This is a genomic window from Muribaculum intestinale (genome assembly GCF_002201515.1).
In the GTDB taxonomy this organism is placed as follows: Bacteria; Bacteroidota; Bacteroidia; order Bacteroidales; family Muribaculaceae; genus Muribaculum; species Muribaculum intestinale.
The window spans coordinates 959,457-985,134 of record NZ_CP021421.1 but is presented as its reverse complement, the minus strand read 5'-3'; the positions used below and the strand labels follow the sequence as shown (position 1 = coordinate 985,134).

The 25,678-nt window shown below is 54.9% G+C and carries 13 protein-coding genes; 6 read left to right on the top strand and 7 right to left on the bottom strand.

What is annotated here, in order from left to right:
* The first annotated feature begins 161 nt into the window (after positions 1-161).
* Entirely contained in the window at positions 162-1,682 is a 1,521-nt protein-coding gene (xylE, locus tag ADH68_RS04065; RefSeq protein ID WP_068959691.1) for a D-xylose transporter XylE, read from the top strand.
* A 294-nt stretch (positions 1,683-1,976) separates the two neighbouring features.
* Here the strand turns inward: xylE and ADH68_RS04060 are convergent, their stop codons facing one another.
* The 4 genes from ADH68_RS04060 to ADH68_RS04045 all read right to left on the bottom strand — a co-directional run bounded on the left by ADH68_RS04060 (position 1,977) and on the right by ADH68_RS04045 (position 6,866).
* Positions 1,977-3,275 carry a DUF2851 family protein gene (locus tag ADH68_RS04060; protein ID WP_068959692.1) on the bottom strand — a complete coding sequence of 433 codons (1,299 nt, stop codon included), beginning with the start codon at positions 3,273-3,275 and terminating at the stop codon, positions 1,977-1,979.
* Positions 3,276-3,411: 136 nt separating this feature from the next.
* On the bottom strand, positions 3,412-4,593 hold the full coding sequence (locus ADH68_RS04055) for an AGE family epimerase/isomerase (RefSeq protein WP_068959693.1): 1,182 nt from the start codon (positions 4,591-4,593) through the stop codon (positions 3,412-3,414).
* A 20-nt stretch (positions 4,594-4,613) separates the two neighbouring features.
* Positions 4,614-5,531: a dihydrodipicolinate synthase family protein gene (locus tag ADH68_RS04050; protein WP_068959694.1), complete on the bottom strand. Its 918-nt coding sequence runs from the start codon at positions 5,529-5,531 to the stop codon at positions 4,614-4,616.
* Positions 5,532-5,564: 33 nt separating this feature from the next.
* Positions 5,565-6,866, bottom strand: coding sequence for an MFS transporter (locus tag ADH68_RS04045; protein ID WP_068959695.1), 1,302 nt, complete (start codon positions 6,864-6,866; stop codon positions 5,565-5,567).
* 455 nt (positions 6,867-7,321) lie between these two features.
* Here ADH68_RS04045 and ADH68_RS04040 point away from each other — a divergent pair, with 455 nt between their 5' ends.
* Complete coding sequence (locus ADH68_RS04040; RefSeq protein WP_107042894.1) at positions 7,322-12,145, top strand: translocation/assembly module TamB domain-containing protein; 4,824 nt, start codon at positions 7,322-7,324, stop codon at positions 12,143-12,145.
* Positions 12,129-14,453 carry a translocation and assembly module lipoprotein TamL gene (tamL, locus tag ADH68_RS04035; RefSeq protein WP_232321414.1) on the top strand — a complete coding sequence of 775 codons (2,325 nt, stop codon included), beginning with the start codon at positions 12,129-12,131 and terminating at the stop codon, positions 14,451-14,453. The genes ADH68_RS04040 and tamL overlap by 17 nt, the downstream gene beginning before the upstream one ends.
* Positions 14,454-14,534: 81 nt before the next feature.
* Here the strand turns inward: tamL and ADH68_RS04030 are convergent, their stop codons facing one another.
* From ADH68_RS04030 to ADH68_RS04020, 3 genes are all read right to left on the bottom strand, one after another.
* Positions 14,535-17,165 carry a Kelch repeat-containing protein gene (locus ADH68_RS04030; RefSeq protein WP_157755867.1) on the bottom strand — a complete coding sequence of 877 codons (2,631 nt, stop codon included), beginning with the start codon at positions 17,163-17,165 and terminating at the stop codon, positions 14,535-14,537.
* Between the two features lie 1,252 nt (positions 17,166-18,417).
* Complete coding sequence (locus ADH68_RS04025) at positions 18,418-19,911, bottom strand: sensor histidine kinase (protein ID WP_068959698.1); 1,494 nt, start codon at positions 19,909-19,911, stop codon at positions 18,418-18,420.
* A gap of 25 nt (positions 19,912-19,936) precedes the next feature.
* A complete protein-coding gene (locus ADH68_RS04020; protein ID WP_068959699.1) occupies positions 19,937-20,647 on the bottom strand; it encodes a response regulator transcription factor in 711 nt (236 codons plus the stop codon).
* A 735-nt stretch (positions 20,648-21,382) separates the two neighbouring features.
* Here ADH68_RS04020 and ADH68_RS04010 point away from each other — a divergent pair.
* The 3 genes from ADH68_RS04010 to ADH68_RS14205 all read left to right on the top strand — a co-directional run bounded on the left by ADH68_RS04010 (position 21,383) and on the right by ADH68_RS14205 (position 25,675).
* Positions 21,383-22,678, top strand: coding sequence for a hypothetical protein (locus ADH68_RS04010; protein ID WP_133165714.1), 1,296 nt, complete (start codon positions 21,383-21,385; stop codon positions 22,676-22,678).
* A 402-nt stretch (positions 22,679-23,080) separates the two neighbouring features.
* Complete coding sequence (locus tag ADH68_RS04005) at positions 23,081-25,141, top strand: hypothetical protein (protein ID WP_068959701.1); 2,061 nt, start codon at positions 23,081-23,083, stop codon at positions 25,139-25,141.
* Positions 25,142-25,543: 402 nt separating this feature from the next.
* Positions 25,544-25,675, top strand: coding sequence for a PH domain-containing protein (locus tag ADH68_RS14205; protein WP_256359323.1), 132 nt, complete (start codon positions 25,544-25,546; stop codon positions 25,673-25,675).
* Positions 25,676-25,678 lie beyond the last annotated feature (3 nt).

The window sequence follows — 25,678 nt, the reverse complement described above, 5'->3', positions numbered from 1 at the left end:
CAACCCCGCATATGACCGCTCCGGCCCGCTTCGGCAGACCGGAGTAGGTCGTTTTTATCGAAACGGCAATCGCGCGGCGCATACATGCACAAAGATAGATGCCCGCCAAGAGATTCTTAACCTTAAAGGCGGTTTTCACTGCCTCTTAATATCCAACATCAATGAATTATCCAGAAAAAGGCAGTAAAGCCTACCTGTTTTCCATAGTGCTGGTCGCCGTAATGGGAGGACTGCTCTTCGGCTACGACACCGCTGTGATATCCGGAGCCGAGAAGGGTCTGCAGGCATTCTTCGTGGGTGCCTCCGACTTTGTGTACACCGACGTAATCCATGGCATCACCTCGTCGAGCGCCCTGCTGGGATGCATCATCGGTGCCGCCGTGTCGGGCTTCTGCGCCCAGTATCTCGGACGCAAGCGCTCGCTTATCCTCGCCGGCATCCTCTTCTTCGTGTCGGCCCTCGGCAGCTATGAGCCCGAGTTTATCCTCTTCACGCACGGCCGGCCCAGCTACAGCCTGCTGTGGATGTTCAACGCCTACCGCATCATCGGAGGCATAGGCGTAGGCCTCGCCTCAGCCGTGTGCCCCATGTATATCGCCGAGGTGGCTCCCTCCAACATCCGAGGCACCCTCGTGTCGTGGAACCAGTTTGCCATCATCTTCGGCCAGCTCGTGGTCTACTTCGTCAACTTCATGATTCTCGGCGACCACGCCAACCCCATCATCGAGAAGACCGCTGAAAACATCTACAACATCGTCAACCTCTCCGACGCCGCCTGGACCATCGACCGCGGATGGCGCTACATGTTCGGCTCCGAGGCTATCGTGGCCGGCCTGTTCACAGTGCTGGTATGCTTCGTGCCCGAGTCGCCGCGCTACCTCTCGCTTGTAGGCCGCGACGAGCGCGCCCTCATGGTGCTCTCGCGCATCAACGGCCTTGCCAAGGCACGCGAGACACTGGCCGAAATCAAGGCCACCGTCGAGGTAAAGAGCGAGAAACTCTTTTCGTTCGGCGTGATGGTAATCTTCCTGGGCATCATGCTCTCGGTGTTCCAGCAGGCAGTGGGCATCAACGCCGTGCTCTACTTCGCTCCGCGCATCTTCGACTCCATGCACATGGGCAACCCGATGGTGCAGACCGTAATCATGGGCATCATCAACATCGCCTTCACCCTCGTGGCCGTGTTCACCGTAGAGAAGTGGGGACGCAAGCCCCTACTCATCACAGGCTCCATAGGCATGGCCATCGGCGCCCTGGGCGTAGCCGCCGTCAATCTCTTCGAGCTGCATCCCCTTGTGTCGGTAGTGTGCATCATGGTCTACTCCGCTTCGTTCATGTTCTCATGGGGTCCCATCTGCTGGGTGCTCATCGCCGAGATATTCCCCAACACCATCCGTGGCGCCGCCATGGCTATCGCCGTGGCCTTCCAGTGGATATTCAACTTCATCGTGTCGTCGACCTTCGTGCCCATGTACAACATGGAGGCGTTCGGCATGGGCGACCGCTTCGGCCACATGTTTGCCTACGCCCTCTACGGAGTGATATGCGTAGTAGCCGCATGGTTTGTCTACAAGCTCGTGCCTGAGACCAAGGGCAAGACTCTTGAGGAGATGTCGGCCCTCTGGCGCAAGCGCGACGGCAAAGGCCCGGCTCCCGCCAATCGTGCCGTGGCCGCCGAGTAATCCACCATGGCATGCGAGGGGTGACAAGGATGGCAACCCTCAGATAAGTTTAAGTTCAGAACCCCTGCGGGTCGACAGTCGCCTTGGCGTGGCTGCTCCGCAGGGGCATTTCTTTTTACGGGGTTGTATCGCCGCATCCGCCTGGGTGGCATTGCCTGAAGGTGAGGTGTCCTGTCCGAAAACTGTGTGGACAGATGCGGACACTGTCCCGATTGTCCCGAGAATGTCCCGACAGGACAGCCTGTTGCCATCCGCGCGGTGGGGGAGGGCCGGGGATGTGTGTGGCGGATGTGGCTATTGGTTGCGGGCTATTGATTTTCGCGCCAGCATGCGGTGGCCTATGCGGCAGTAGAGACATTTGCGGCTTTCGCAGTATTCGCGCCGCAGCTGTATCAGGGCCTGCGATGTGAATGCGTCGGTACACTTTATGCCGGCTGAGCCGAACAGCGATGTTATTGAGTTGCTTTCCGCCGGAATGTCCTGGAGCAGGGCTACGGCGGCGTCCTGCCACCGGCGCAGGTTGTGTGTCGTTCCCCAGGCGTAGAGTATGGGTGCGGCCACGTTGATGGCGAGTATGCGTTTCGACGACAGGCTGAGCATGGTCGGGAGGCCGGGCGACTCTTTTCCGAAATGGTAGTGCGACTCCCAGTATCCTGTAATCGGGGCGTTGAATATCTTCAGAATCTCTTCGGTACCGGTGGCTGATGTGATGGCACTCATGAATTTGAATCCTCCCAGCAGCATTGCCGAGAGAAAGGCGATACGCCTGTGGGGGAAGTTGGCCGGACGCATGCGTGCCATTTTCCACCCTGGATTATCCAGCGGTGTGAGCGAGAATTTGTGGGCGAGGAATTCATATTCGCGTCTCAGCAGGGAGGCGTATCTGTCGGATGATGACGTGTCGGCCGGTGGAATCAGGCCGGCCTGCCCCAGGAGCATAGCCTCTATTGACAGCGGCGAATCGCTGTGCTTGCCTATGGCGGCCAGGGGAATGGAGGCGGCGAGCCGTTCCAACGGGTCGGAGTTTACGCCGAATCCCAGAGCGCGTGCGAGTGTTATGAAGCATGCTTCCTCCCAGTCGCCGTTGGTGCGTCGGAGCAGCCGCTCTATGCGGTCGGCCTTGGCGTGGAGTCTCTCGAAGGCAAGGCGGTCGAGCCATCCGTGGAGGTGTATGTTTTCGATTGAGCGTATCTCCGACGCGCAAGGCAGAGATGATGAGGCCGAGTGGCCTACCAGCGCGGTGTAGCTGTGGTGAAACCCCGGGTCGCACTCCATGCGCATCTGCGGTATGGTCTGTCCGTCGGGGCGTTGAATCGCCGCGTCGTCGCGTGCCACGACATGCAGTATCACCGACCGGTATGCCGGGTCGTGGTCGTGGCGGTGGCGGTGCCAGTCCGATGCCCTGACGTGGATTTCAATGTCGCCGGCCCATTTCTGTCCGTCGATTATTACTTTTGCGTTGAAGAAGTCGGGCCCTGCGTCGGTGTTGAGGCGTCCGGGGTCGAGCACCTGCACGCGGCGCCCGTCGACAGTTTTCATGTCGGCGGGCATCCACAGGCGGTGTTGCCATATGTATTGCATCAGTCGCTCCATCTCAGTCAAAGAGAGAAAGGTACATTTGGTTATGGCAATATTCCGGGCGGCTCACGCAGTGACGGTGATGTCGTGGTCGTGGCCGGCAGGATGAAACGATATTGTGTGTCCCCCTGGCAGGGGGGCGTGGCTACGTTTACATGGCGAGTATCTCGTCGCAGAGTTTCGATGCCTGGACGAGCATGCGCGGTATGTGGAACGGACCCTTGAAGATGTTGCCTTTGGCAGGCTGTGCCACAGAGCCGTCGCGGTGGAGGTAGCCGTACCACTCGGGATACTCGGCGTCGGGCAGATGCGCGTACATCCACTCGTTGGCTTTGCGGTGCATGTCGAGATATTTCTCGTTGCCGGTGGCTATGTAGGCGTAGAGGGTAGCGATTACTGTCTCGCACTGGGGCCACCAGAACTTCATGTCCTGCGAATAATCCTGAGGCGGGAAATTGCGGCAGTCGCGGAAGTTGATTATTCCGCCGAACTCCTCGTCCCATCCCCAGTCCCACGACCAGTCGAGTATTTGTGTCGCCATCTCCACGAGCTGCTTGTCCCAGTTGCGGTGGCGTGCTTCCTCAAGCAGGAACCATGCCGTCTCGATGCAGTGGCCGGGGTTGATTGTGCGTCCCGAGCATGTGTCGATGAGGTTGCCCTCGGGGGTCACGGTCTCAAGCAGGGCCTTGTATTCGGGGTGGATAAACAGCTTGATCTTCTCGATTGACTCGTCAATCTGGCTGTCGAGCTCGGGGTCGGAGATGACCTTGCGTATGCACGACGCCGTGTTGATAAGAATCATGGTTATCGAGTGGCCGATAGCGGGCTGTGTGGGGAGATACTTCGGGGGGAGTATCCCCGGGGTGGAAATAAACCGGCGTATCTCCTTGAACAGGGCGAGGGCCTTGGCGGCATATGTCATGTCGCCCGATGCCAGGGCGTATTCGCTCATGGCTATCGCGGCGAAGCATTCGGAGAATACGTAGCGGCGTTTTCTCAGAGGGGTGCCGTCGGCCATCACTTCAAAATACATGCGTCCGTCCTCGGGGTCGGAGCAGTGGGCCTCGATAAACTCGATACAACTGCGCGAGGCGTCGAGCCACTGCGGGTTTTTCTCGATATTGTTGAACGCAAACGAGCCTATGAATCCGAATCGGCCCTGAAACCACACCGATTTGGTGGTATCCATTATGTTGCCCTGCCGGTCGAGGCATGTATATACTCCGCCGTATACCGGGTCGAGGCCTTTCTCAATCCAGAATGGCATGATGTTGCCCTTAAGGTCGGCCTTGTATCTCTCGGAGCATTGGCTTAGGTATTCCTTGTCAATCATCTGTGACTGTGCTTGTTCGGTTAGAGTTTATTGCAGCGTTCGAAAAATCCGATTGCCTCGAGTTCCTGCTTCATGGAGGCTTCCTCCTCGTCGGTCATGTTGCGGAAGGGTGTGCGGTTGGGGCCGAGGTCGAGGCCTATGAGCTTCATGATGCGCTTTCCGCCCACGATGTTGCCGCGGTAGTTGCAGATGACGTTGATTACGGCCTGAGAGAAATTCTGCTTCTCGCGGGCAGTCTCGATATCGCCTTTCTCCCATGCTTCGATGATGCCGGTGAGCTCGCGGCCGTTGTAGTTGGTGGTGCCGCCGATGCCTCCCTGTGCGCCGCCTTGTGCCAGCGAGGGGAGGATGGTCTCGTCCTGTCCGTGGAGCATGTCAAACTTGCCGTCCTTGTACAGGCGGCACTGGTTGTACTCATAGAGGCTTTCAAATGTGTATTTGATGCCGGCGAAGTTGGGTATGCGTCCGTCGACAGCCTTGAGCAGCTCGATCATGGGGAGGAACGCGCCGTTGAAGGCGGGTATGTGGTAGTAGTAGAATGGGAGCGAGGGAGCGGCGGCGGCTATCTCCTCGCAGTATTTCACCAGCTCCTCGATGCGTCCGATTTTCGGGAACGGAGGCGCCATCGAGCCGATGCCCCATGCTCCGATTTTCTCGGCATGGGCCGCAAGGGCAACGCTTTCGCGCAGACAGCAGCTGCCTACATGCACTATTACCTTGAATCCCTCGGGCACTGAGGCCATCCATTTCTCGGCCACGGCCATGCGCTCTTCGGGGGTGAGCATGTAGCCTTCGCCTGACGAGCCGTTGATAAACACGCCCTTGAGGCCGTTCTTTACAAGCATGTCGGCATATGCCGGTATTACTTCGAGATTGATGTCTCCGTTGGCATGCATCGGGGTGAACGGAGCGTCGATTAACCCTTTGATTTTTTCCATTGTCAGATATTATGAATAGCTTAGGTTTTATTGTCATGCACTGATAAGGTTGGAGTCCTTTTTCAGAGCTTCATCCTCCTCGGTCATGTTGAGAGTGGTCGGGCGCAATACTGTGAGCTGCAGGAGCACCGCCAGCACCAGCGCGGCGGCCATCATGGCAAATCCGAGACCCATCTTACCTTCAGCCGCGAGCGAGCCCAGGAAGTCGGTGGCAAAGGCGCCGATAAACAGGCCCGACATGTTCATCAGGCCGTAGGCCGAGCCTCTGTTGCGCGACGACACAAACTGGCAGAGTATAGGCATGTTGTTGGCGTCAAACAGTCCGTATCCCAGTCCGAAGAGTATTCCGGCTCCTATGGCGGCGAAGAGCGACGAGCCGAAGCCCATCATCACCAGGGCAGGTATCATCAGCGAGAGCCCGATGGATGAGGTGTATATGCGCCCTTTCACATTTCTGCGGGCCCAGTTGTCGGCAAGCGGACCGCCGATCATCACCCCGATAAACGAGCTTATCGCGATAGTGATTGTGGCAATCGGGCCGGCCACCACCATCGATATGCCCAGCGACGAGGCAAACAGCTCGGGGAGCCAGTTCTTTGTCGACCATCCGGGTATGGAGCATGACGCGAAGAAGAAGAGTATCGTCCAGAACGCGGCGTTGCCCAGAAGTATGCCCAGCGAGGATTTCACTCCGGCAAGGCCCTGGCTGATGGCCCGGGAGATAGAGGTCTTCTCTTTGGCTTCTGCGGCGGCAACACGCTTTTCATACAGGAACGCGATGAGGATTACGGCGTAGACTATGCCGATAATGCCGAACCAGTGGAATGTGGCCTGCCACGAGAGACGCTCGGCCACGAATGCACCGAATCCGCCGATGGCCTGCCCCATGTAGAGGCCTGTCATATGTATGCCTATGGCGAGGCTCAGCTGCTTTCCGGTGAAGTAGTCGGCAATCAGAGAGAGGGCCGCAGGGATATAAAGGGCCTCGCTGACGCCCATTATCGCGCGGAGCACATACACTTCATGGAATGTGGTGGCATAGCCGAGCATGAGGGTCACGGTCGACCACACAAACAGGGAGCCCACGATGAGCCATTTGCGGTTGACACGGTCGGCTATGATGCCGGAGATGGGGCTGCAGAATCCGTAGATCCACATGAATGCGGCCATTACCTTTCCAAACATGATGGTAGATTCAAGGTCGGCGATGTCGACGGCCATCGAGGCGCGCATCGTAGAGAGCATCTGGCGGTCCATATAGTTGAGGAGCGCCACAATCCATAGCAGACCTACGACCAGCCACGGATACCAGTTTTTTTTAGTCAGGGAACTCATGGTATAGTGTATTGATTTGTTTCTTGATACGACCCCCGTACCGACCGACGGTACACGACGTGAATAGATTATGCGGGCCGTAAGCCGCCGTTTTCGCCGGCTATGCCTCTGCCCTTGTCGGGATTTGTCCGGATGTCAGATGAAAAGATTGGGTTATAATATGGTTTATTTATGCAAAGTAAATAATAATTTTTCAATAGGTAAAATAATTAAATGAAATATTTGTATGTATTCACCGCGGGCACAGTCGGGCGAGGTATAGTCGGGTGTGTAGTCGTGCGGATGTATTCGGGTGTGCCCGGCGTAGCCCGGCGACAAAACATTCGACCACGTGCCATGCCATCGTCCGTGCTATAAGCGCAGGATATTTTGCGGGGTAAAACATTTAGTGTAATTTTATGTTTTAAATAGCAAAAGACTATTTATTTGTGGGACATCATTGGATAAAAAATACGGTGCTGCGTCGTGTTCTAAAGACGCTTATGTGGGTGGTGGTAGCAGTTATGGCGTTGCCGCTGCTGCTGTATGTGCCTTTTATTCAGGATGCCGTGTTCCCGTTTGCGCTGCGCAAGGTATCCGGTATGACAGGCATGGAGATTACTGCCGACAGGCTGAGACTGCAATGGCCGCTGAGGGTCACAGCCTCCGGAGTGATGATTGTCAACGCTCCCGGCGACACTATGGCCGTCGCACGCAATGCGCGCCTGCAGGTGGAGCCACTCCCGCTGCTCGGGCTTGACATAAGGGCCGAGGGCGACCTCGACGGCATACGCTACCGCCTCGGCACACCCGACTCTGCCATGTACCTACAGGCCGTCGTAGACCGTTTCCGCCTGCTCCCCTCGGGCTACAACCTGCGCGACGGACATATCTCCATCAGCCGCGCCGAGCTCGACGGAGCCGACGTGCTCCTGCTGTTCAACGGCCCCGACACCACGGCCAACCCGCCCGACACTGCCGCCGCCACTGCGCTGACCATCGACGCCTCGCTGCTGTCGCTGCGCAATGTGCGCTACCGCATGGCCATGCTCCCCGTAATCGACAGCCTCGACGTGACGGTGCCCGCGGCCACTCTGGCCGACGGCCATCTCGACATGCTCTCCCACACCATCCATGCCCGCTCGCTGCACATCGACTCCGTGAGCGCCACCTATCTCACCCCATCGGCCGAATACCTCAAGACCCATCCCGCCGACTCCACACTCGTCGACGCCTCCGCCATCGCATCAACCCCCGACTCGCTGATGTGGACCATCACCGGCGACTCGCTGCGCCTCACCGCACGCGACGCCATCTACGCCATGCGCGGAGCCGTGCCGGCCCCCGGGCTCGACATGAACTACCTGGCCGTGTCGCATGTAGACCTGCGCATTGACTCGCTCTACAACCGCGGAGCAGCCATCACCGTGCCCCTGCGCCGCCTCAGCGCCACCGAGCGCTGCGGGCTCAGGCTCGACGCCTCGGGCACATTCGCCATGGACTCCACCGCCATGCGTGCCTCGGGATTCTCCCTGTCGACCATATATTCGTCGGCCGAGTTCGACGCAATGATGGGGATGGGCGACATCGCCTCCGACCCCTCGCTCCCGCTCAGTCTGCGCGCCAAGGCCGCCATCGGTCTCCCCGACCTTGCCATGGCTTTCCCGGCCATGCGCACGATGCTCGACGCCCTGCCGCAGTCGCGCGACATAGAGCTGCAGGCCAACGCCGACGGTACAGTCGGCCGGCTGTCGGTCGACCGACTGTCAGTCGCCATGCGCGACTATTTCAACATCGAGGCATCGGGCCATGTGGCCGACGCCATGAACCCCGACAACCTCTCGGGACATATCGACATCGACGGCTCACTGCCCAACGTGCAGTTTGCCCGCAACATAGCCCTCACTCCCGCTATGGCCAAGGAGATAAGCATACCCCCGCTGACACTCGACGGCTCTGTCGACATGAAGCGCGGCGTAATCAGCGGTGACCTTGCCGCTACGGTCGACCGCACCGGCGACATGCTGCTCAAGGCCATGTGGAACGGACGGGCCACCGACTACGACGTGGCCCTCTCGCTCGACCGTTTCCCCGTAGCATCGATAATGCCCTCGCTCGGGGTAGGCGACATCACTGCCTCCGTATCGGCCGAGGGCCACGCCCTCGACATCACCTCGACACGCACACGCCTAAAGGCCGAAGCCGATGTGGCCTCTATTGTGTTCAACAAGAAGACATATACCGACCTCAAGGCATGGGCCTCGCTCGCCGACGGAGAGATAAAGGGAGGCCTGCTGTCGCTCAACCACGACGCCGCCTTCGACCTCGACCTCTCGGGCACGGTGGCAGGAGGAGTATACGATGTGGCTTTCGACGGCGACGTGCACAATCTCGACCTCAAGGCCCTGGGGATGACTCCCGACGAGTGCCGCGGCACATTCGGCCTCGACGGCACCGCACGCATAGTGCCCGACAGCGCCATATACGATGCCACAATGAGCGTGAGCGGTCTGGGCTGGACAATGCCAGGACTCGACCTCTACACTCCCGCCATCGACCTCACGCTCAAGGCCGACGACTCGACTACAGTGGCCACGCTCGACAACATGGACCTCAAGGCCACACTCAACGCACGTTGCGGTCTCGACTCGCTCATAGCCCGCATGTCGGACGCAGCAACGCTCGCATCAGCCATGATGGCCTCGCGCCGCATTGCCGTCGACACCCTGCAGAGGGCCCTCCCCCCGTTCAGGATCGATGTCAGCGCCGGAGTGGGAGAGAATCTGCTGGCAAGCGTGCTCAAATCATCCGACACGGAGATACGCTCGCTCTCCCTCGCCATGGCCAACGACTCGATAATAACCCTCGGCGCTGCCGCCACAGGCATATCGGCCGGAAGCACACGCATCGACTCGGTGTCGCTCAGCGCCATGCAGCACGGCGAGTTCCTCATATACCGCGCGGCCATGAACAACCGCCCCGGCACATTCGACGACTTCGCCCATGTCGACCTCTCGGGATATGCCGGATACAACGGCCTGTCGGCTTTCTTCGACCAGAAGAACATACAGGGCAAGACCGGATTCAGGCTCGGAGCCACAGTCGCCCAGACCGATACCACAATGACCCTGCGCCTCACACCGCTCAACCCCGTAATCAGCTACAAGGACTGGACTCTCAACCCCGACAACTTCATCACCTTCAACTTCCCGCAGAAGCATCTCGACGCCAATCTGCACCTGTCGGGAGCCTCCGGGAGCCACCTCGACATATTCACCCGCCACGACTCCCTCGCCACGGGACATGAGCAGGAGAAGGTGATACTCAGCGCCTCGGGCATCGAGCTGGCCGACTGGCTGTCGCTCTCTCCGTTCGCCCCGCCGGTAAAGGGTGTCGCCGGGGCCGACATAGCCATCGACTGGGACGCCACATCGCGCTCACTCACCGGACAGGGCAATGTGTCGCTCGACTCGCTATCCTACGGCGGAGAGCCCGTGGGCTCATTCCTGTTCGATGTCGGAGTCACCACCAATACCGCAGGCGTGATTCATGCCTCCACATCGCTGATGATCGACAGCGTCAAGGTAATAACAGCCGTGGGTGCCCTCAACGACAGCACGCGCCTCAACCCCTTTGACCTCGACTTCTCAATGATACACCTGCCGCTGCGCATCGTCAACCCGTTCCTCCCCCCGGGCATGGCCTCGATTAAAGGCACTCTCAACGGCACGATGAGCATCACCGGCACCCTGACCGAGCCGGTGTTTGACGGATACCTCGACTTCGACTCCACGACCGTGAAGGTCGACATGATAGGCACCGAATTCACATTCTCCGAAGAGAAGATACCGGTCGACAGCAATGTGGTGCGGTTTGACCGCTACGCCATAAAGGGAAAGAACGACAATCCGCTCTACGTTGACGGCACTGTCGACATGCACTCGCTATCGTCGCCCGCCATCGACCTCACCCTCACCGCCCGCAACATGCAGGCCATATCCTCGCAGCGCTCCTCGGGCAGCGACGTATACGGCAAGGCATTTGTCGATGTCGACGCTCGCGTGAGAGGCAACCTCGACATAATGCGCGTCAACACCACACTGACCCTCCTGCCCGGAAGCAACGTCACCTACGTGATGGGCATCGCCGGCAACGACATGTCGGCCCTCGGCCCCACCGACGACGACATGGTGCGCTTCGTGCAGTTCAGCGACACAGCTGCAGTGGCCATGGCCGACACAATCGCCAACACCGGAATGGCAATGCTCCTTGAGGCTAAGCTCGTAATCGACGACGGCACTACCATCGGGGTCGACATATCGCCCGACGGAGCCAACCGCGCACAGATACAGGGTTCGGGAACGCTCAACTTCAACATGAATCCCTTCAGCGACATGCGGCTCTCCGGACGATACACCATCGAGAAGGGATTCGTCAGATACACCCCGCCGCTGATGACCGAGAAACTGTTTGACTTCCGCAGCGGCAGCTATGTGGCATTCAACGGCGACATGATGAACCCCATCCTCAACATCCATGCCGACGACGTGGTGAAAGCCAACGTCACCGAAGAGGGTCAGAACTCACGCCTGGTCAACTTCATAGTGTCGCTCGGCGTCACCGGCACTCTTGAGGACATGGACGTGGCCTTCGACCTCTCGACCGACGACGACATCACCATATCCAACGAGCTGCAGTCGATGAGCCAGAGCCAGCGTGCCAACCAGGCCATGAACATGCTCCTCTACAACGTCTACACCGGCCCCGGCACAAAAGCCAACTCCAACCTCGGCGGCAATCCCCTGTTCTCGTTCCTGACGGCAAGGCTCAACACATGGGCGGCCAACACCATACACGGAGTCGACATATCATTTGGCATAGACCAGTACGACCGCACTCTCGACGGAGCCACATCGACCACCACAAGCTATAGCTACAAGGTGAGCAAGACCCTCTTCAACGACCGGGTGAAGATAGTGGTGGGTGGCAACTACTCGACCGATGCCGACACCGACGAGAACTTCTCGCAGAACCTCATCAACGATATCTCATTCGAGTACATGCTCAACCGCACCGGCACGATGTATCTGCGCCTGTTCCGCCACGTGGGATATGAGGACATACTCGAAGGCGAGGTGACACAGACAGGCGTGGGCTTCGTCTACAAGCGCAAGCTGCGCTCCCTGCGCGACCTCTTCCCCTTCCGGCGGCGCAAACCTGAGCCTCTCCCCGCCGACGCTCCCGCTGCCATCACCACCCAACCAACAGCAACACCCCCGACCGATGATAAAGAAAAATAACCACACTATATCCCGCTCATGGAGCATGCTGTCGCTGGCGGCTATGCTCATAGTGGCCATGGCTGCGGCGCTCTCGTCGTGCTCCACCACACGTCGTCTGCCAAAGGGAGAGACCCTCTACACCGGAGTCAAAAAGGTGGAGATATCGGCTCCCGACGGTGCGAAAGTGCCGGGCGGAGTCGCCGACAAAGTGAAGAGTGCCGTCGACGTGAAGCCCAACCAGTTCAAGGTGATGGGATTCCCGGTGCCTATACCCGTGGGGCTGTGGGTCTACAACAACTGGAATCCCGACAGCCACGGACTCAAAGGCTGGATGTACCGCAAGCTCGTGCAGGAGCCGGTGACGGTGAGCGACGTGCGCCCCAACCTGCGCACCACAATGATTGAATCGGTGCTCGACAACTCGGGCTACTTCCGCGGCACCGCATCGTATGAGCTGATACCCTCAAAGCGCAACAGCCGCAAGGCCAAGATACTCTACACCGTCAATACCGGCCCGGCATATCTGCTCGACACCATCGAGCTTCTGCCCGATTCGACACTCCTCTGCCACAAAATCGACTCCCTGGCCCGACGCAGTACATACATGGTGGCCGGACAGCGCTACTCGACCGACTCCCTCTCGGCCGAACGCATACGCATAGCCAACGCCCTGCGCAATTCGGGATACTATTTCTTCCGCCCGGAGTACATTGAGTATCTCGCCGACAGCACCATCGAGGCGCAGCGCATAGCCCTGCGTCTGACCATAGCGCGCAATGTGCCGAAATTCGCCCTGAAGCGCTTCACTACCGGCAACGTCACCGTCTACGTCAACCGCAACGAAGGCGGAGGCACCCCCGACACCATACCCACTCGCAGGGCCACGATAATACAGATGATGCCCTCCAAGCTGAGGCATGCACTCATACCCGAGTGTGTCACATTCCGCAAGGGGCGCACATTCTCCGTGCGCGACATGAACAGCACGCAGACCTACCTGTCGCGGCTGGGCATATTCAACTCGATAAACATCGAGGCTTTCCCCGACACCACAGCCGCCGAGCCTACACTCGACGTGGCAATCGACTGCACGTTCGACGCCCCGCTCGAAGCAAGCATAGAGGCCAACGTATCATCCAAGTCAAACAGCTACATCGGACCGGGCGCCACATTCTCCGTCACCAACCGCAACCTATGGGGCGGCGGCGAACAGCTGAGAGTAGGGCTCACCGGCAGCTACGAGTGGCAGACGGGTCACGACCGCAGCTCGGTGTTCAACAGCTACGAGGTGGGCATCAACACATCCCTGGCCATACCGCGCCTGCTCATGCCGCATTTCGTAAGGCTGTCGCGCAAGAATATCAACTGGACACGCTTCCAGCTCAACGCCGACCTGCTCAACCGGCCCCACTACTTCAACATGGCTCAGTTTACCGCCTCGATGACCTACGACTGGCAGACACGCAAATACTTCTCCTACTCTTTCACACCCCTCAAGCTCACCTACGTAAAGCTGATGCACACCACATCGGTGTTTGACTCCATAATGGCCCGCAACCGTGCTGTGGCACTCAGCTTCCGCGACCAGTTTATACCGCAGATGCTCTGGAGCATGAACTACGAGCACCCCATGGACCGCGACAATGTGATAAGCGTAAACACCACATTCCAGGAAGCCGGCAATATATCCTGGCTCCTGTGGCGTGCCGCCGGAGTGAAAGGCGAGAAGAAACTTTTCGGAATGCCATTCTCCCAGTTTGTGAAGGGTACCGCACAGGTGGTCTACAGCCGACGTCTCGGCACAGGCGACAGCTGGCTCGTGTCGCGATTTCTCATCGGAGCAGCCCACGCCTATGGCAACGGAAAGGAAGTGCCCTACAGCGAGCAGTTCTATGTAGGCGGAGCCAACTCAATACGCGCGTTCACCGTGCGAAGCATAGGCCCCGGCTCATATCATCCTGAGGAGGGCTCGGTCAACTCCAACTTCGACCAGACGGGTACATTCAAGCTGGAATTCAATGTCGAATACCGATTCCCCATCTATGGCCCGCTCCACGGCGCACTGTTTGTCGACACCGGCAATGTGTGGCTGCTCAAGGCCGACCCGCAGCGCCCGGGTGGTAAGCTCGAAGCCTCCACATTCTGGAAGGAAGTGGCCGTAGGCACCGGTGTCGGACTGCGGTTTGATATCGGCATGATGGTAATCCGTGGCGACCTCGGCATCGGTATACATGCTCCCTACTACACAGGCTATGGCGGATACTACAACATGAAGAGCTTCGGCAACAGCCTCGCTTTCCACCTCGCCATCGGATATCCTTTCTGATTGCCTCCCCGCCGAATAATACAGCAAGATGCCCTGCCATGGCATCCTCTTGTCGTATGCTTGTGCCGGAAGTGGATTGAATCAGTCGATGAGGCTCTGGAATGCAGTGGCGAAGTCGTCGCCCATCACCTGATGGTACTCCTTGCAGAAATTGTTGTAAAGAGCCTTGGCCAGACCCGTCATATGCCGGCGGTGGAGTATGCGGCACTGCACGCGCAGGGCTTCCTCCGACAGAGTGTCGTGTCTCATGATGGTCTGCGCTATGCGGTAGGCTGTATCCGACTCCTCGTCGTTCCCGGCTTTGTCGGCAAGCAGCTTGGTGAGGCATACCAGACACCGGTGGGAGTAGTCGCCCTTGTACTGGTCGAGCCATTCATACACAGTGTTGGGGAGGAGCGGACCGTACAGCAGCAGCTCAAGCGTGCGCTCTATGGTCTCTTCATCAGCACCCGGCTCGTCGAGTTGCTGCATGCGCCCGATTACCTCGTAATAGTCGATAAACACATTGCCGGCATCGAGCTTGAAGTAGCCGTTGTCGAATGTGATGGTGATGTCGCCTACCTTTTCAAGGAGCAGACGCAGGCGGCGCATGTACACGTTGCGGTTGTTGCGTGCCGACACCTCGTCTTTGTCACCCCAGATGGTCTCGTCGATAAGGTGCATCGGCACTCCGTTTTTGTTCTTCTTGTTGACAAGCAGCAGAAGCAGGAGCAGTTTCTTTGTGCGCGAGGAGAATGCAGTGGTTATGTTTTTGCCATTGCGGTCGGTGACATTGAAGTTGCCGAGCAGCGATATGGCCATCCTCGAACGGTCGTAGTAGGCGGGAATGTTGGCCTTTGTTGTCAGCTCCGACAGGGCCTCCTCCTCGTAAATGTCGGTATCTGGGGTATCGGTCTCCTCCGGTTCGGTCGTTGCATCAGCAGGGCAGGCGCTGTTGTCGGTCGGGTTCGGTTGCTGTGTGTCGGTTGCCGCGTCGGGCCCGGGAGTCTCGGAGTCGATTGGTTCGGGGCTTCCAGTCCCGGGATGTACATCCCGGCTATATTGCATGGCACTGCCATGCAATATATTGTCTTCTCTACAAGTCTCTGTCAGACGGTTGCGGCGACGGCGCAGTGCCAGGGCGGCTCCACCCGCGGCTCCAAGGAGAGCCAGTCCGCCGATTATCCACCATATCCATGTGCGTGAGCCTGCCAGAGTGTCGAAGTGCTGCCCGGTGTTGTTGTCGAGAGCGAGCGGCCCCTCCACGGCGTATACGTTCAGGTCGTGGGTCTTGTCGGTGAGCAGACGGTCGACAAGCAGATAATATGTACGCGACTCAGGAGCATAGAAGAAGTCGTAGACACAGTCGCGGTAGCCCATGTCGAGATGCAGAGGTTTCACTACCGTGCTGTAGGCCGGACGGTCGAGATATATGCGCGCCACACTGCGCCCGAACTGTGTGGTGGCTACAAGGAAACTCCTGGTCTCCTCGTCGTAGTACATTGTCGATGCGTTGAGGAAGATATTGCTCACGGTATCCATCTCCCATACCTTGCGTCCCTGCATGGTGGCCAGGTCGTACTCGTAGAGGTCGTAGTAATAGCGGGTGGGGAGTTCCTGGCGCCCTGTCTCGTTGCCTTTGCCCCCGAATATGTAGAGCCTGTCGCCTACGACAGCCGATGCCGCACCGTTGCGTGGAGCGGGACGCGGACGCAGTTGTATCTGCTCCATCGTATTGCTGTTGAGGTCAAGACGGTACATGTCGTTGGAAAACCTGAAGAAGCCGTAGCCGCCAAATGAGTAGTAGACTGAATCGCCCTGAAGGGCCCATGAATGGTTGGCATGGACGGCCTCAAGCTCGGAGTGCGACTCGGGATTCGACCATGTGGCTGTCGGGAAGTCGAAGGTGGCTATTGTGCCGCGGTTGAGGTCGAACGACACCAGTTCGCCGGTCGACGGGCGATAGACAAGATTGTTTGACATGGTCATCTCGCGGTATCCGCCCTTTACGGTTATTGTGCGCGAGGTGCTGTCGGGCAGATTCACGATGTTGACCACACTGTCGCTGACGATGAAGAGCGAGGCTGTAAGCGGGTCGAAAGCTGTCTGTATCCTGTCGGCGGTCTTGAGCGAGTACACGCGGCGTGTTATCTTGTGGTCGTCGAGCATCCAGTGGGGATTGTCGGCTCTTGCCGGTATCCGGCTTATCTGGTCGTAGCAGATTTTGTCGTCGTGGTGCGACAGTTCCCAATGGTAGCGAAGACGGTCGCCGTCATGTATCTGTATGTTGGCCACATTGATGGGTGGTGTCTCGTACTCCACGCGGGCACCGAATGTGATGCTTACCTCGCTGAGCGTTTTCATGTCGAGCTTTGCAGCTACGGTGTCGGTGGAATAGATAAGGCGCAGCAGGCCGTTTTTCTTGTCGATGAGCAGACTGGTCTCTACAGGCGATGTGCTTACAGGGTTGACACATGGAAATATCCTGTCGTTGACCACAAGGGTGGGGTAGAATAGGCTCCCTTCGGGTGAATATACGACTGATATGTCGGTGCCGTCGTTGCCGGTAAGGCCTACCACACATCCGAACATCGACATCTCAGGGCGTGTCTCAATCTCAAACGACAGGGTGAAGCGCTGGTACACAGGCAGTGGTTTGCCGTCGTTAAGAGACAATGATGTGCGCTCAGCGACGGGTGAGTCGTTGGAGTTGAACTTCAGGCCGTAGTTCATAGCGTTTACGGCGGTGCCCACAATGAGCATTATTATAAAACTTAGCAATGTTGTCAGTTTATGCCACATCAATCATAACGGTTTATTTATTGCACATATGCGGGGACGTGAAGTGGATTCAGAGACCGGTGGTTCATGGTTAATGTCGATGTCACCGATGACGCACAGCATCGTGAATAGACAGGCGGTGCCATGTTTCTTATGGTATTTTTCGAAACAAAATGTTAATGATACAAAATTAGTAATTTGACTTCATTCCGAGAAATATTAACCGCTAAAATTTAGCGCACGGACTACGGATATACGAATCTCCGTGACGTTACTTGCGATTCTTTCGATTACATATGAAATTAATTTGTAATTAAAGCTCGGAATTATGTTTTAAAACATAATATTGCTAATGTTCTTAAATACAGATATTTAAGGGTGGCATCAGGTGTGCTTCAAGTGTAATTGGCGTTTTTTATTGTGAAGTTAGCGCTATGTAACCGGAGTGTTAAGCGGGCGCATTTAACTTTGTGGCAGAGAAAAGAAAAATAAGTATTTATCAATCACTCACATCAATTATAACTGCTTATTTATACACTTGTGCGGAGCCTGATGTCGCGACGACAGGAGATTCCGGTCCGGAGGCTTTCTAAGAGTCTTCCGGTGTTGAAAAAGGTATGACAGACATTCCAATAATCATCCCGATGCTCCATTCGTGAGAAGCATGTGTGTCGGATAGGGTTAGAAGATTGGTTTTTGGTTAATTTTCTAAGGTATGAGAAGTAATCGGCGTCGTATCGGCATTGGCCTTGATATGGCGCCGGTTTCTGTGTCGGGCCAAGTTTACTCCGTAAACTTGGCCCGACACAGAGGATTATATATGCGTATATATACAAGAAAGCCACCTTGTGGTGAGGTGGCTCAATCTTGCTCTAATGTATCTATTATTTGTATAGCAGCGGGAGGTGGGGGTCATCTCGACTGGTCCTCTATGTTTCCCTAACCTATGCCCGGATTCGGGTGCCTCGCTTTCAAGAAAGGCGTCTTACAAGGCCTGCTCCATAACTAATAATTACTAATTCTTTGCAAGCTATGCTTATTTTGGCATAATTTCTTTTCTCAGAGGTAACGACAACTCCTTGTCGTCTGAGGTAGTGCAAAGGTAATATGACGATATGACAAACCGGTTACGCCGATGTGTCAATGTTGATAAAATTGCAATATGAGGTCTTTTTATCGTATTTTCCCCGGTTAAGGCCACTGTTCAGGCCTCCGATGAAGCCTCCTGCCGGGCTTTCATAAGGGTGAATACGAATTCCAGACCATGAGGCTGGCGGTTGCGGGCGAAGATTGTGCCTCCGAATACCGTTACCGTGTTTTTTACGATAGGGAGGCCGAGGCCGGTGCCTCCTACCTTTCGTGAACGCCCTTTGTCGATGCGGTAGAATCGGTCGAAGAGATGGCTCAGGTGCTGCTCGCCCACGCCTACTCCGTCGTCGGCGAATGCAAACGTATATTCTCTGGAGTTCTGGCTGAGGAGCCTGATGCCGCAGTTCTCGCCGCGTGAGTGGAAGTCGGCGTTGCGTATGAGATTCATCATCATCCCGTACAGGAGATTGTAGTTGCCGATAACGATGCAGCCGTCGGGTATGTCGTAGGAGAAGTGGATGTTGTTGGTCATGTTGATTGACTCCAGCTCGGTACTGATATTGAACAGCAGGTCGTTGAGGTCGACGTCTTCGTTGGATATCGAGTTGGCGCCCTCTTCCAGACGTGTTATCGACGAGAGGTCGTTGAGCAGGTTGCACAGCCGGTCCATGGCGTTGCGGGCGTTTTCGATGAATTTCTGCTTCATCTCCGGTACCATTTCCTGGTGGGTCGCTATGGTGTCGAGATAGCCGCGTATTACACCGACGGGGGTCTTGAGCTCATGGTTGATGTTGTTGGAGAGCTCGCGGGTCATGTGTATCTTGTCCTCGGTGGCCTTGATGGCTATGGAGTGTTCGCGTTCCGACCGGTTGATTGCCGCGTCCTTCTCGGTATACAGTTTGTATATCTGCCTCGATATGTCGCCGAGCTCGTTGTGGGGGAAGTTGTCGATACGCGGCAGCGGCTCCCCTGCGGCGGCTTTCGTCGCGAAGTCGTGGAGTATGATTACGTTGCGGCCGAGGATGCGGGTGGTGAAGTAGGCGAAGATTGTAGTGCCTATGGCCATGGCGAGTATCAGCAGCCACATGCCTTTGTCGACCGACAGTTCGCGCGACAGGGCGCTTGTGTAAGGCATAGCTGTATGTACATAGATTTTGCCGTCGGCCGATGTGCGCACTCCGAAGTAGTAGTAGGCCTGTGTCGGGTCTACGTCGCTTCGTCGCAGCGAGGTGCCGTGGCCGGTCTCGTTGGCCGCGATAAGCTCGGGCGGCGTCTTGCCGTTGACCGACGACGGTATCGGGGTGCCGGTGCAGTACAGCAGATTGCCGTGGTTGTCGTAGACCGATATGCGTATGCCGTTGAGCGCTGAGTTTTCGTAGTACTTTGCTGCAAACTGGATTACCGGCATAAGGTCGAGTTCCTGCTCGTAGGCAGCGATTATGCGCGAGTTGAGCAGACGTATCTCGTCGTTGACAATCTCCTCGCGCAGCTTCGACTCGTTTTTATACTGATATATGGCCACTGCGATGATTACAAGCCAAAGCAAGCCGACCAGCGGCAGAAACAGCCGCCAGCCATAGTTGAGCTTGTGTTTTCTAATCAGTGACATGTATATGCAGATCGGTGTTTGGAGGTCAGATTGTCTCTTTGAATCCGTAGCCGAATCCCAGGCGGGTTATGATATAGTTGCCGTAGGGGTCAATCTTTTTGCGCAGGCGGGTTATATTGGTGTCGATAGTGCGGTTGCTTACTACCACATCGTCGGGCCACACCTCGCGTATAATCTCCTCGCGGGAGTAAATTCTGTTGCGGTGGGTGAGGAAAAACAGCAGTATCTCGAATTCGGTCTTGGTAAGTGCCACCGGCTGTCCGTCGAGGTAACATGCCTTTTCGTTGCGGTCGATGCGCAGGGTCTTGAACACGATATCAGGCTCGGTAAGGGCCTGGGATACGTTGTAGGCATATTGCTGTGAGGCCTGCGAGCGGCGCAACACGGCACGCACACGGGCAAGCACCTCGCTGATTACAAAAGGCTTTGTGATATAGTCGTCGCCACCGATATTGAGCCCCATCACGGTATCGTCCTCTCCGTCGAGGGCCGAACAGAAGATAATGGGGGTATTTTCGGTCTTGATATTGTTGCGCAACTGCTTGGCGAAGTCGAAGCCCGATACCTGATCCATCATTATGTCAAGGATAAACAGGGCGTAGCTTGACAGGTCGAGATTCATGGCTTCTTCGGCCGACAATGCATAGTCGGCTTCGTAACCTTCAAGCTCAAGGTTGTATTTCAGGATTTCGCAGATGGGTTCTTCATCGTCGACGATAAGAATCTTTATTCTCATGAGAGTGTCTGGTTTCGATTTGTTTTACAAAGGTAATGAATTAAAATTGTTGCAAATGTTAAAGAATATTAAATCGGATTATAGGATGAACTATTCACCATGCCCCGTGTTCTGTAAGTATAATTACTATATTTGCACTGTGTTTTTCATGGTATTAGATTTAAGGTTAATAACAAAGGGCGAGTCGTGATGACTGGCCCTTTGTTATTTTTCGAGATTGAGGCAGGCAGATATACAGGTACTGACAGAGAGGTCAGGAATGTGTTATTAAACGTGTTTTGACACATTAACCGGAGATTAAGAGCTTGTTTAATAATAAATGTTGCCGTTAGGGTCGTATAGCTTGAGTCGATTTTCGACATGTGACGAAGGATTGTACTTTATGTACATGACTGAGGAACAGGACGAAAAACGGCCAAGATATACGAGACAAAAGGTAACTTCATAACCGATACGATCTCTTGCATGCTTGTAAGATAAATGCAAAATATATCAACGATATGAAACAAATTACCTTCCTTCGGTCATTCGCCGACATCTTTCCGCCCGTTCTTCGGTCGTTATGGAGCCCCATAACTCCCTCATCACAAGCGAAAATCTGCTCGCCGACTGACCGCCCTAACGGTAACATTTATTATTAAACAAGCTCTAAGTAATGTATTAAGCGTGTATTAATTGGCGCGGGATAAATTTGTGATTGAAAAATTTAACAGTGCACATTTAATCTTAAACATCATGAAATGTACAATTACACAATTGATTCTCGCGTCTATGCTTGGCTCCGGTATTGCTGCTGCACAGACCGCTGAATTACCCGATTATTACGTAATAGCCGAGAATTCCCAGGAGAATACCATTTCCAACGGGTCACAGGATGGCAACGGTCGCTCGTGGTGGGCTTACGGAGCTTTCAACCGCGACATGTCTTTCAGTCTTGAAAAATGTTGCGTGGAAGATGCTGTGATTGAGTTTGATTTATACGTGGAGAGTCCGTTGGCCAAGGATGGCATGGCTTTCTCCGGAATCGAATGGGGTTGCCCGCTTGATGACGGTAATGGCAAAATGGAAAATCAGAACTACATCAACCTCAATCTGAAGTCTTCGGGCGCCGACTGGACATTTGTCTCCATGGGGCCGGGAATGAATACGGTATATGCCGATATATTTGGGGGAGTGGTCGACGGACAATGGAATCATATGGTTATACCGATGTCCAAGAGTCCGAATCTTGACAAACTCAATGCCGACACTCAGTTTACCGGTGTAAGCCTGCAGTTCGCGCGCATGAAATCAGCCGGATACATATTCAAGATGAAGAATATGAAGATTGTCGATCATGGCAGAGTTATTGTCAACGAGTCGATTGCTACTCGATATAAATATAAGCAACCTAACAGTTCTACGAAAGAGTGTCAGTTTGTGCTTGGCGGAGACCCTAAGACTTCGGCATATATCACTTTAGAAATCGACCACGTAGATTTGTCAGGATATACAAACACTGCGTTTAATTTCGAAGTCGAGATTACACCTGTAGATGGAGTAGAAGATCCTGCACTTCTTGAGAACATAAAAGGAAAAGGCGGTCAGGGTGTGATACTGGCGAGCAAGCCAAGCGAAGAGATAAAAGACTGGGGGCAGGAGGCCGCCGGATATTATAACATAAAGAAACTTGACTGGAAATTCGGCAAGCATGTATATTCCGTTGCCACCTCTTCAATGAACAATCTCGACAAGGTGGATTGGTCAGATATTGTTACATGCCGCATGTACATCTACAATGATGTCACCACACTTGGTAAAATCAATGTAAAGTTTACCGACTTCTACTTTACCGGCGATATAGTCCGGGATTATGATGATGGCGACGATACCGTTGGTATTGAAGATACGTTCATCGACGCCGAGAGCGAGGTGACTGTATATAATCTGAACGGTATACGTGTGTATTGCGGAGTATTGAGTGAGGCAGTACTGCCACATGGAATTTATGTGGGGGTAAGTGGACGGAAGGTAAGTAAAATCATACTTTGACTTAACATGACCATTGCATTATAATACGGCAGCCGGGGTTGTGACAGTACATCCCGGCTGTCTTGTGTGGACGTGATACTCCTATATGGCGACAATATATATGCGTACCGGCTGTGTGAGCTTCATGTAGCTGTATGTCAATGTGTTGCGTGGGCGGTTATCGAAGTGTTAAAAATATGTTTAAAAGCATGTCGGGCAAAATTAATTGCGCGTTAAGTGGGAATTAAGCGCGCAGTTAAGGCTCGTGCGTTAAGTTTGCATCGCATTAACTCTCCTGACATCCGCAATGTGGCGACGATACCGGACGGTATCCGGTAAGGCGCAGGACGGAAGTCGGACCGCTGACATGAAGTACACAAAAAAAATATTATATAGTTTAATCTTCAATCAAATCCATCACGCATGAAAAAGAATTTTACACGTGCATCAGTGCTCGCCACAATGGCGGCTCTGGCAATGGGAAATCTTCAGGCAAAGGATCTCTATCTTTCGCCCAATGGAGATGACGGCAACAGCGGTCTTACCGCCGATGCTCCCCGTAAGACTCTTACCAATCTGGCATCGATTATCGAGACCGGCGACATTGTAAATATCTCCGGTATTCTCAGTATGGCCGCCGAATATGATCTCGCTCTGACAGGCAACCGTCTGTCTAAAGGCAACTGCGGTCATTTCTATAAGGAAGGAAACCAGAACGGATTCCAGCTCAAAATTGACGACGCCCGCTGGGCCAACATCACTTTCCGCGGCATGGATCCGGAGACCGACGGTTTCGACGGTGACAAGGCATGGCGCTTTTTCGAACTCGGACGTGAGACAAACTTCAGCAAGTGGGTTAATCCTGAGAATACTGTAGAAAACTCATGGGTGCGTTTTGAGAATCTACGTTTCCAGAACGGTGTCGCTCCTACCGAGGGCGGAACATTCTATATCCACGACCATATCGTGGCCGACTTCGACAACTGTGTTTTCGCTGACAATGGTTTCGACTCAACTACCCTTACTCCCGCTACCGAAGGCTCGATGGAGTGTTACAATCCCGAAGATGGCAAGACTGTCGAACGCGGAGGCGCCATCCATTTCCAGTTCGGCCAGCTTACAATACGCAATTCTGTGTTTATGAACAACAGTGCCCGTCGCGGAGGTGCTATCTGCCAGACCGGCGGTAACCTTGTGCTTGAGGACTGTCTGTTTGACAATAACGGAGCCAACTGTTTCGACAAACCATGCAAGCGTGTAGAGGGCGGCGCTCTCGTGCTTTGGACTCTCCACACCTCGACTAAAGTGGATATCAACCGCTGCTCGTTTGTCGGAAACTCTGCATGGAGCAAGGGTGGCGCCATATATGCATTCAGCAATGTTGACGGCAACGACCGTATTGTCGACGCCAACATCACAAACTGCTACTTCGGTTTCAATGACGCCATATGGGAACATGGCGGTGCTGTGGCTGTAAACAATGTCGACGGCAATCCCGACGGCACAAAACATCTGCTCATGAAGTTTGGCAACTGTCTGTTTGCCGGTAACACCGCAGGATTTTATGGCCCGCAGCTTTATTGGAACGGCGGCAATGAAGGGTCGCTCCTCAATCTTACCAACTGCTCGATGATTGCCGGCGGCTCCAACGGAAACCGCGGCGAGACCAACGGTGGCCATGGCGCCAATATCTGCTTCGACGGCAATGCCGCCCATCCCGCCAACGCAATCTCTGTCGAGATTTTCAATACCATCATGGAGGGCAACCAGTGTGGCAACGGCGATTACAGCGACGTGTCATTCCTCAATGAGAATGCCAAGAGCATTGCCGACATGAAAATAGAGCACAGTGTAATTGCCGCCATTCCCAATGACGAAAACGGCTCTGTGAAGTCAGAGACATCTCATATAAACTATGGCAACGATGCTCCATGTTTCGATGAAGGCGCTGCCGAACTTTCCGCTGCGTTTACATACAATGGAATGGTATGGGGCGTGTCTCCTATAAATCCCGAAAGCGAGGCCGGCAGTCTTGGCGACAAGCAGTATTATGTAAAGGCCGACAAGGAGTCTGAGAAGATTGTCACCAACAATGGTTCAAACTGGACTATCCGCGGCTTCGACATCTCTGCCACCGACATGAACGGCAAGACCCGCGGCGACAAGGCTATCGTAGGCGCCAATGAAATCGATGTCGACCATCTCTACGACATCGTTGACGGTGGCGGCGAGATTACCGATTACTATACACCTCCCACTACCGGCATCGATGAGATTACCGCTGTCAACGGCAAGCTGCAGATGAATATCGCCGACGGCATAGTTACAGCGACTGACACCACCGTATTCTCCGCATATACCCTAAAGGGCGTGAAAGTAGCGCAGGCCAAGGGTGCTCTTGACCTCAATGGTCTTTCCGCAGGTGCCTACGTGATAGTGGCACGCGACGGAGCCGGATTCGCGGTAGCCAAGGTTGCCCGATAACGGAGCATAGCTCGGCGCTTTCCGGTTGACGAAACGATTATTATGGAATCCAGTCCCGGAGGGGATAAAATTGATCCTTGTCCCCTCCGGATTCTCCTCACTTTCATATATGGCGGATATAACGTAAATTTGATATAAATCCAAGATAAAGGTATATTGTCGGCAGAGGCCGATTATTGTAAAAAAGATTGTATTTAGGATACCCCGGTGCAAACCGCAGGCCTCAGACTATTGATTGATGGCATTGCGGACTGCTTTGGAATTTGTAGATTGTATATAAAGTCAATTACACCATATATGTGTGGCAGGACTTTGGCTGTAGCAATGGACCTTGGCCTGCAACACGATCCCCTCTTCTGAGACAAACAAACCTTAACTCATCACAAAAACTCAGTACATAGGATGCGAATATCATTCAAACATCTGTCACGGCTCTCGGCATCGGCCGCTCTGCTGGCAACATCACTGGCTGGACAACAGGCATGGGCACAGAGTCTGTCGCTCAGCGGTACGGTTGTTGACCAGGATGGATAGCCT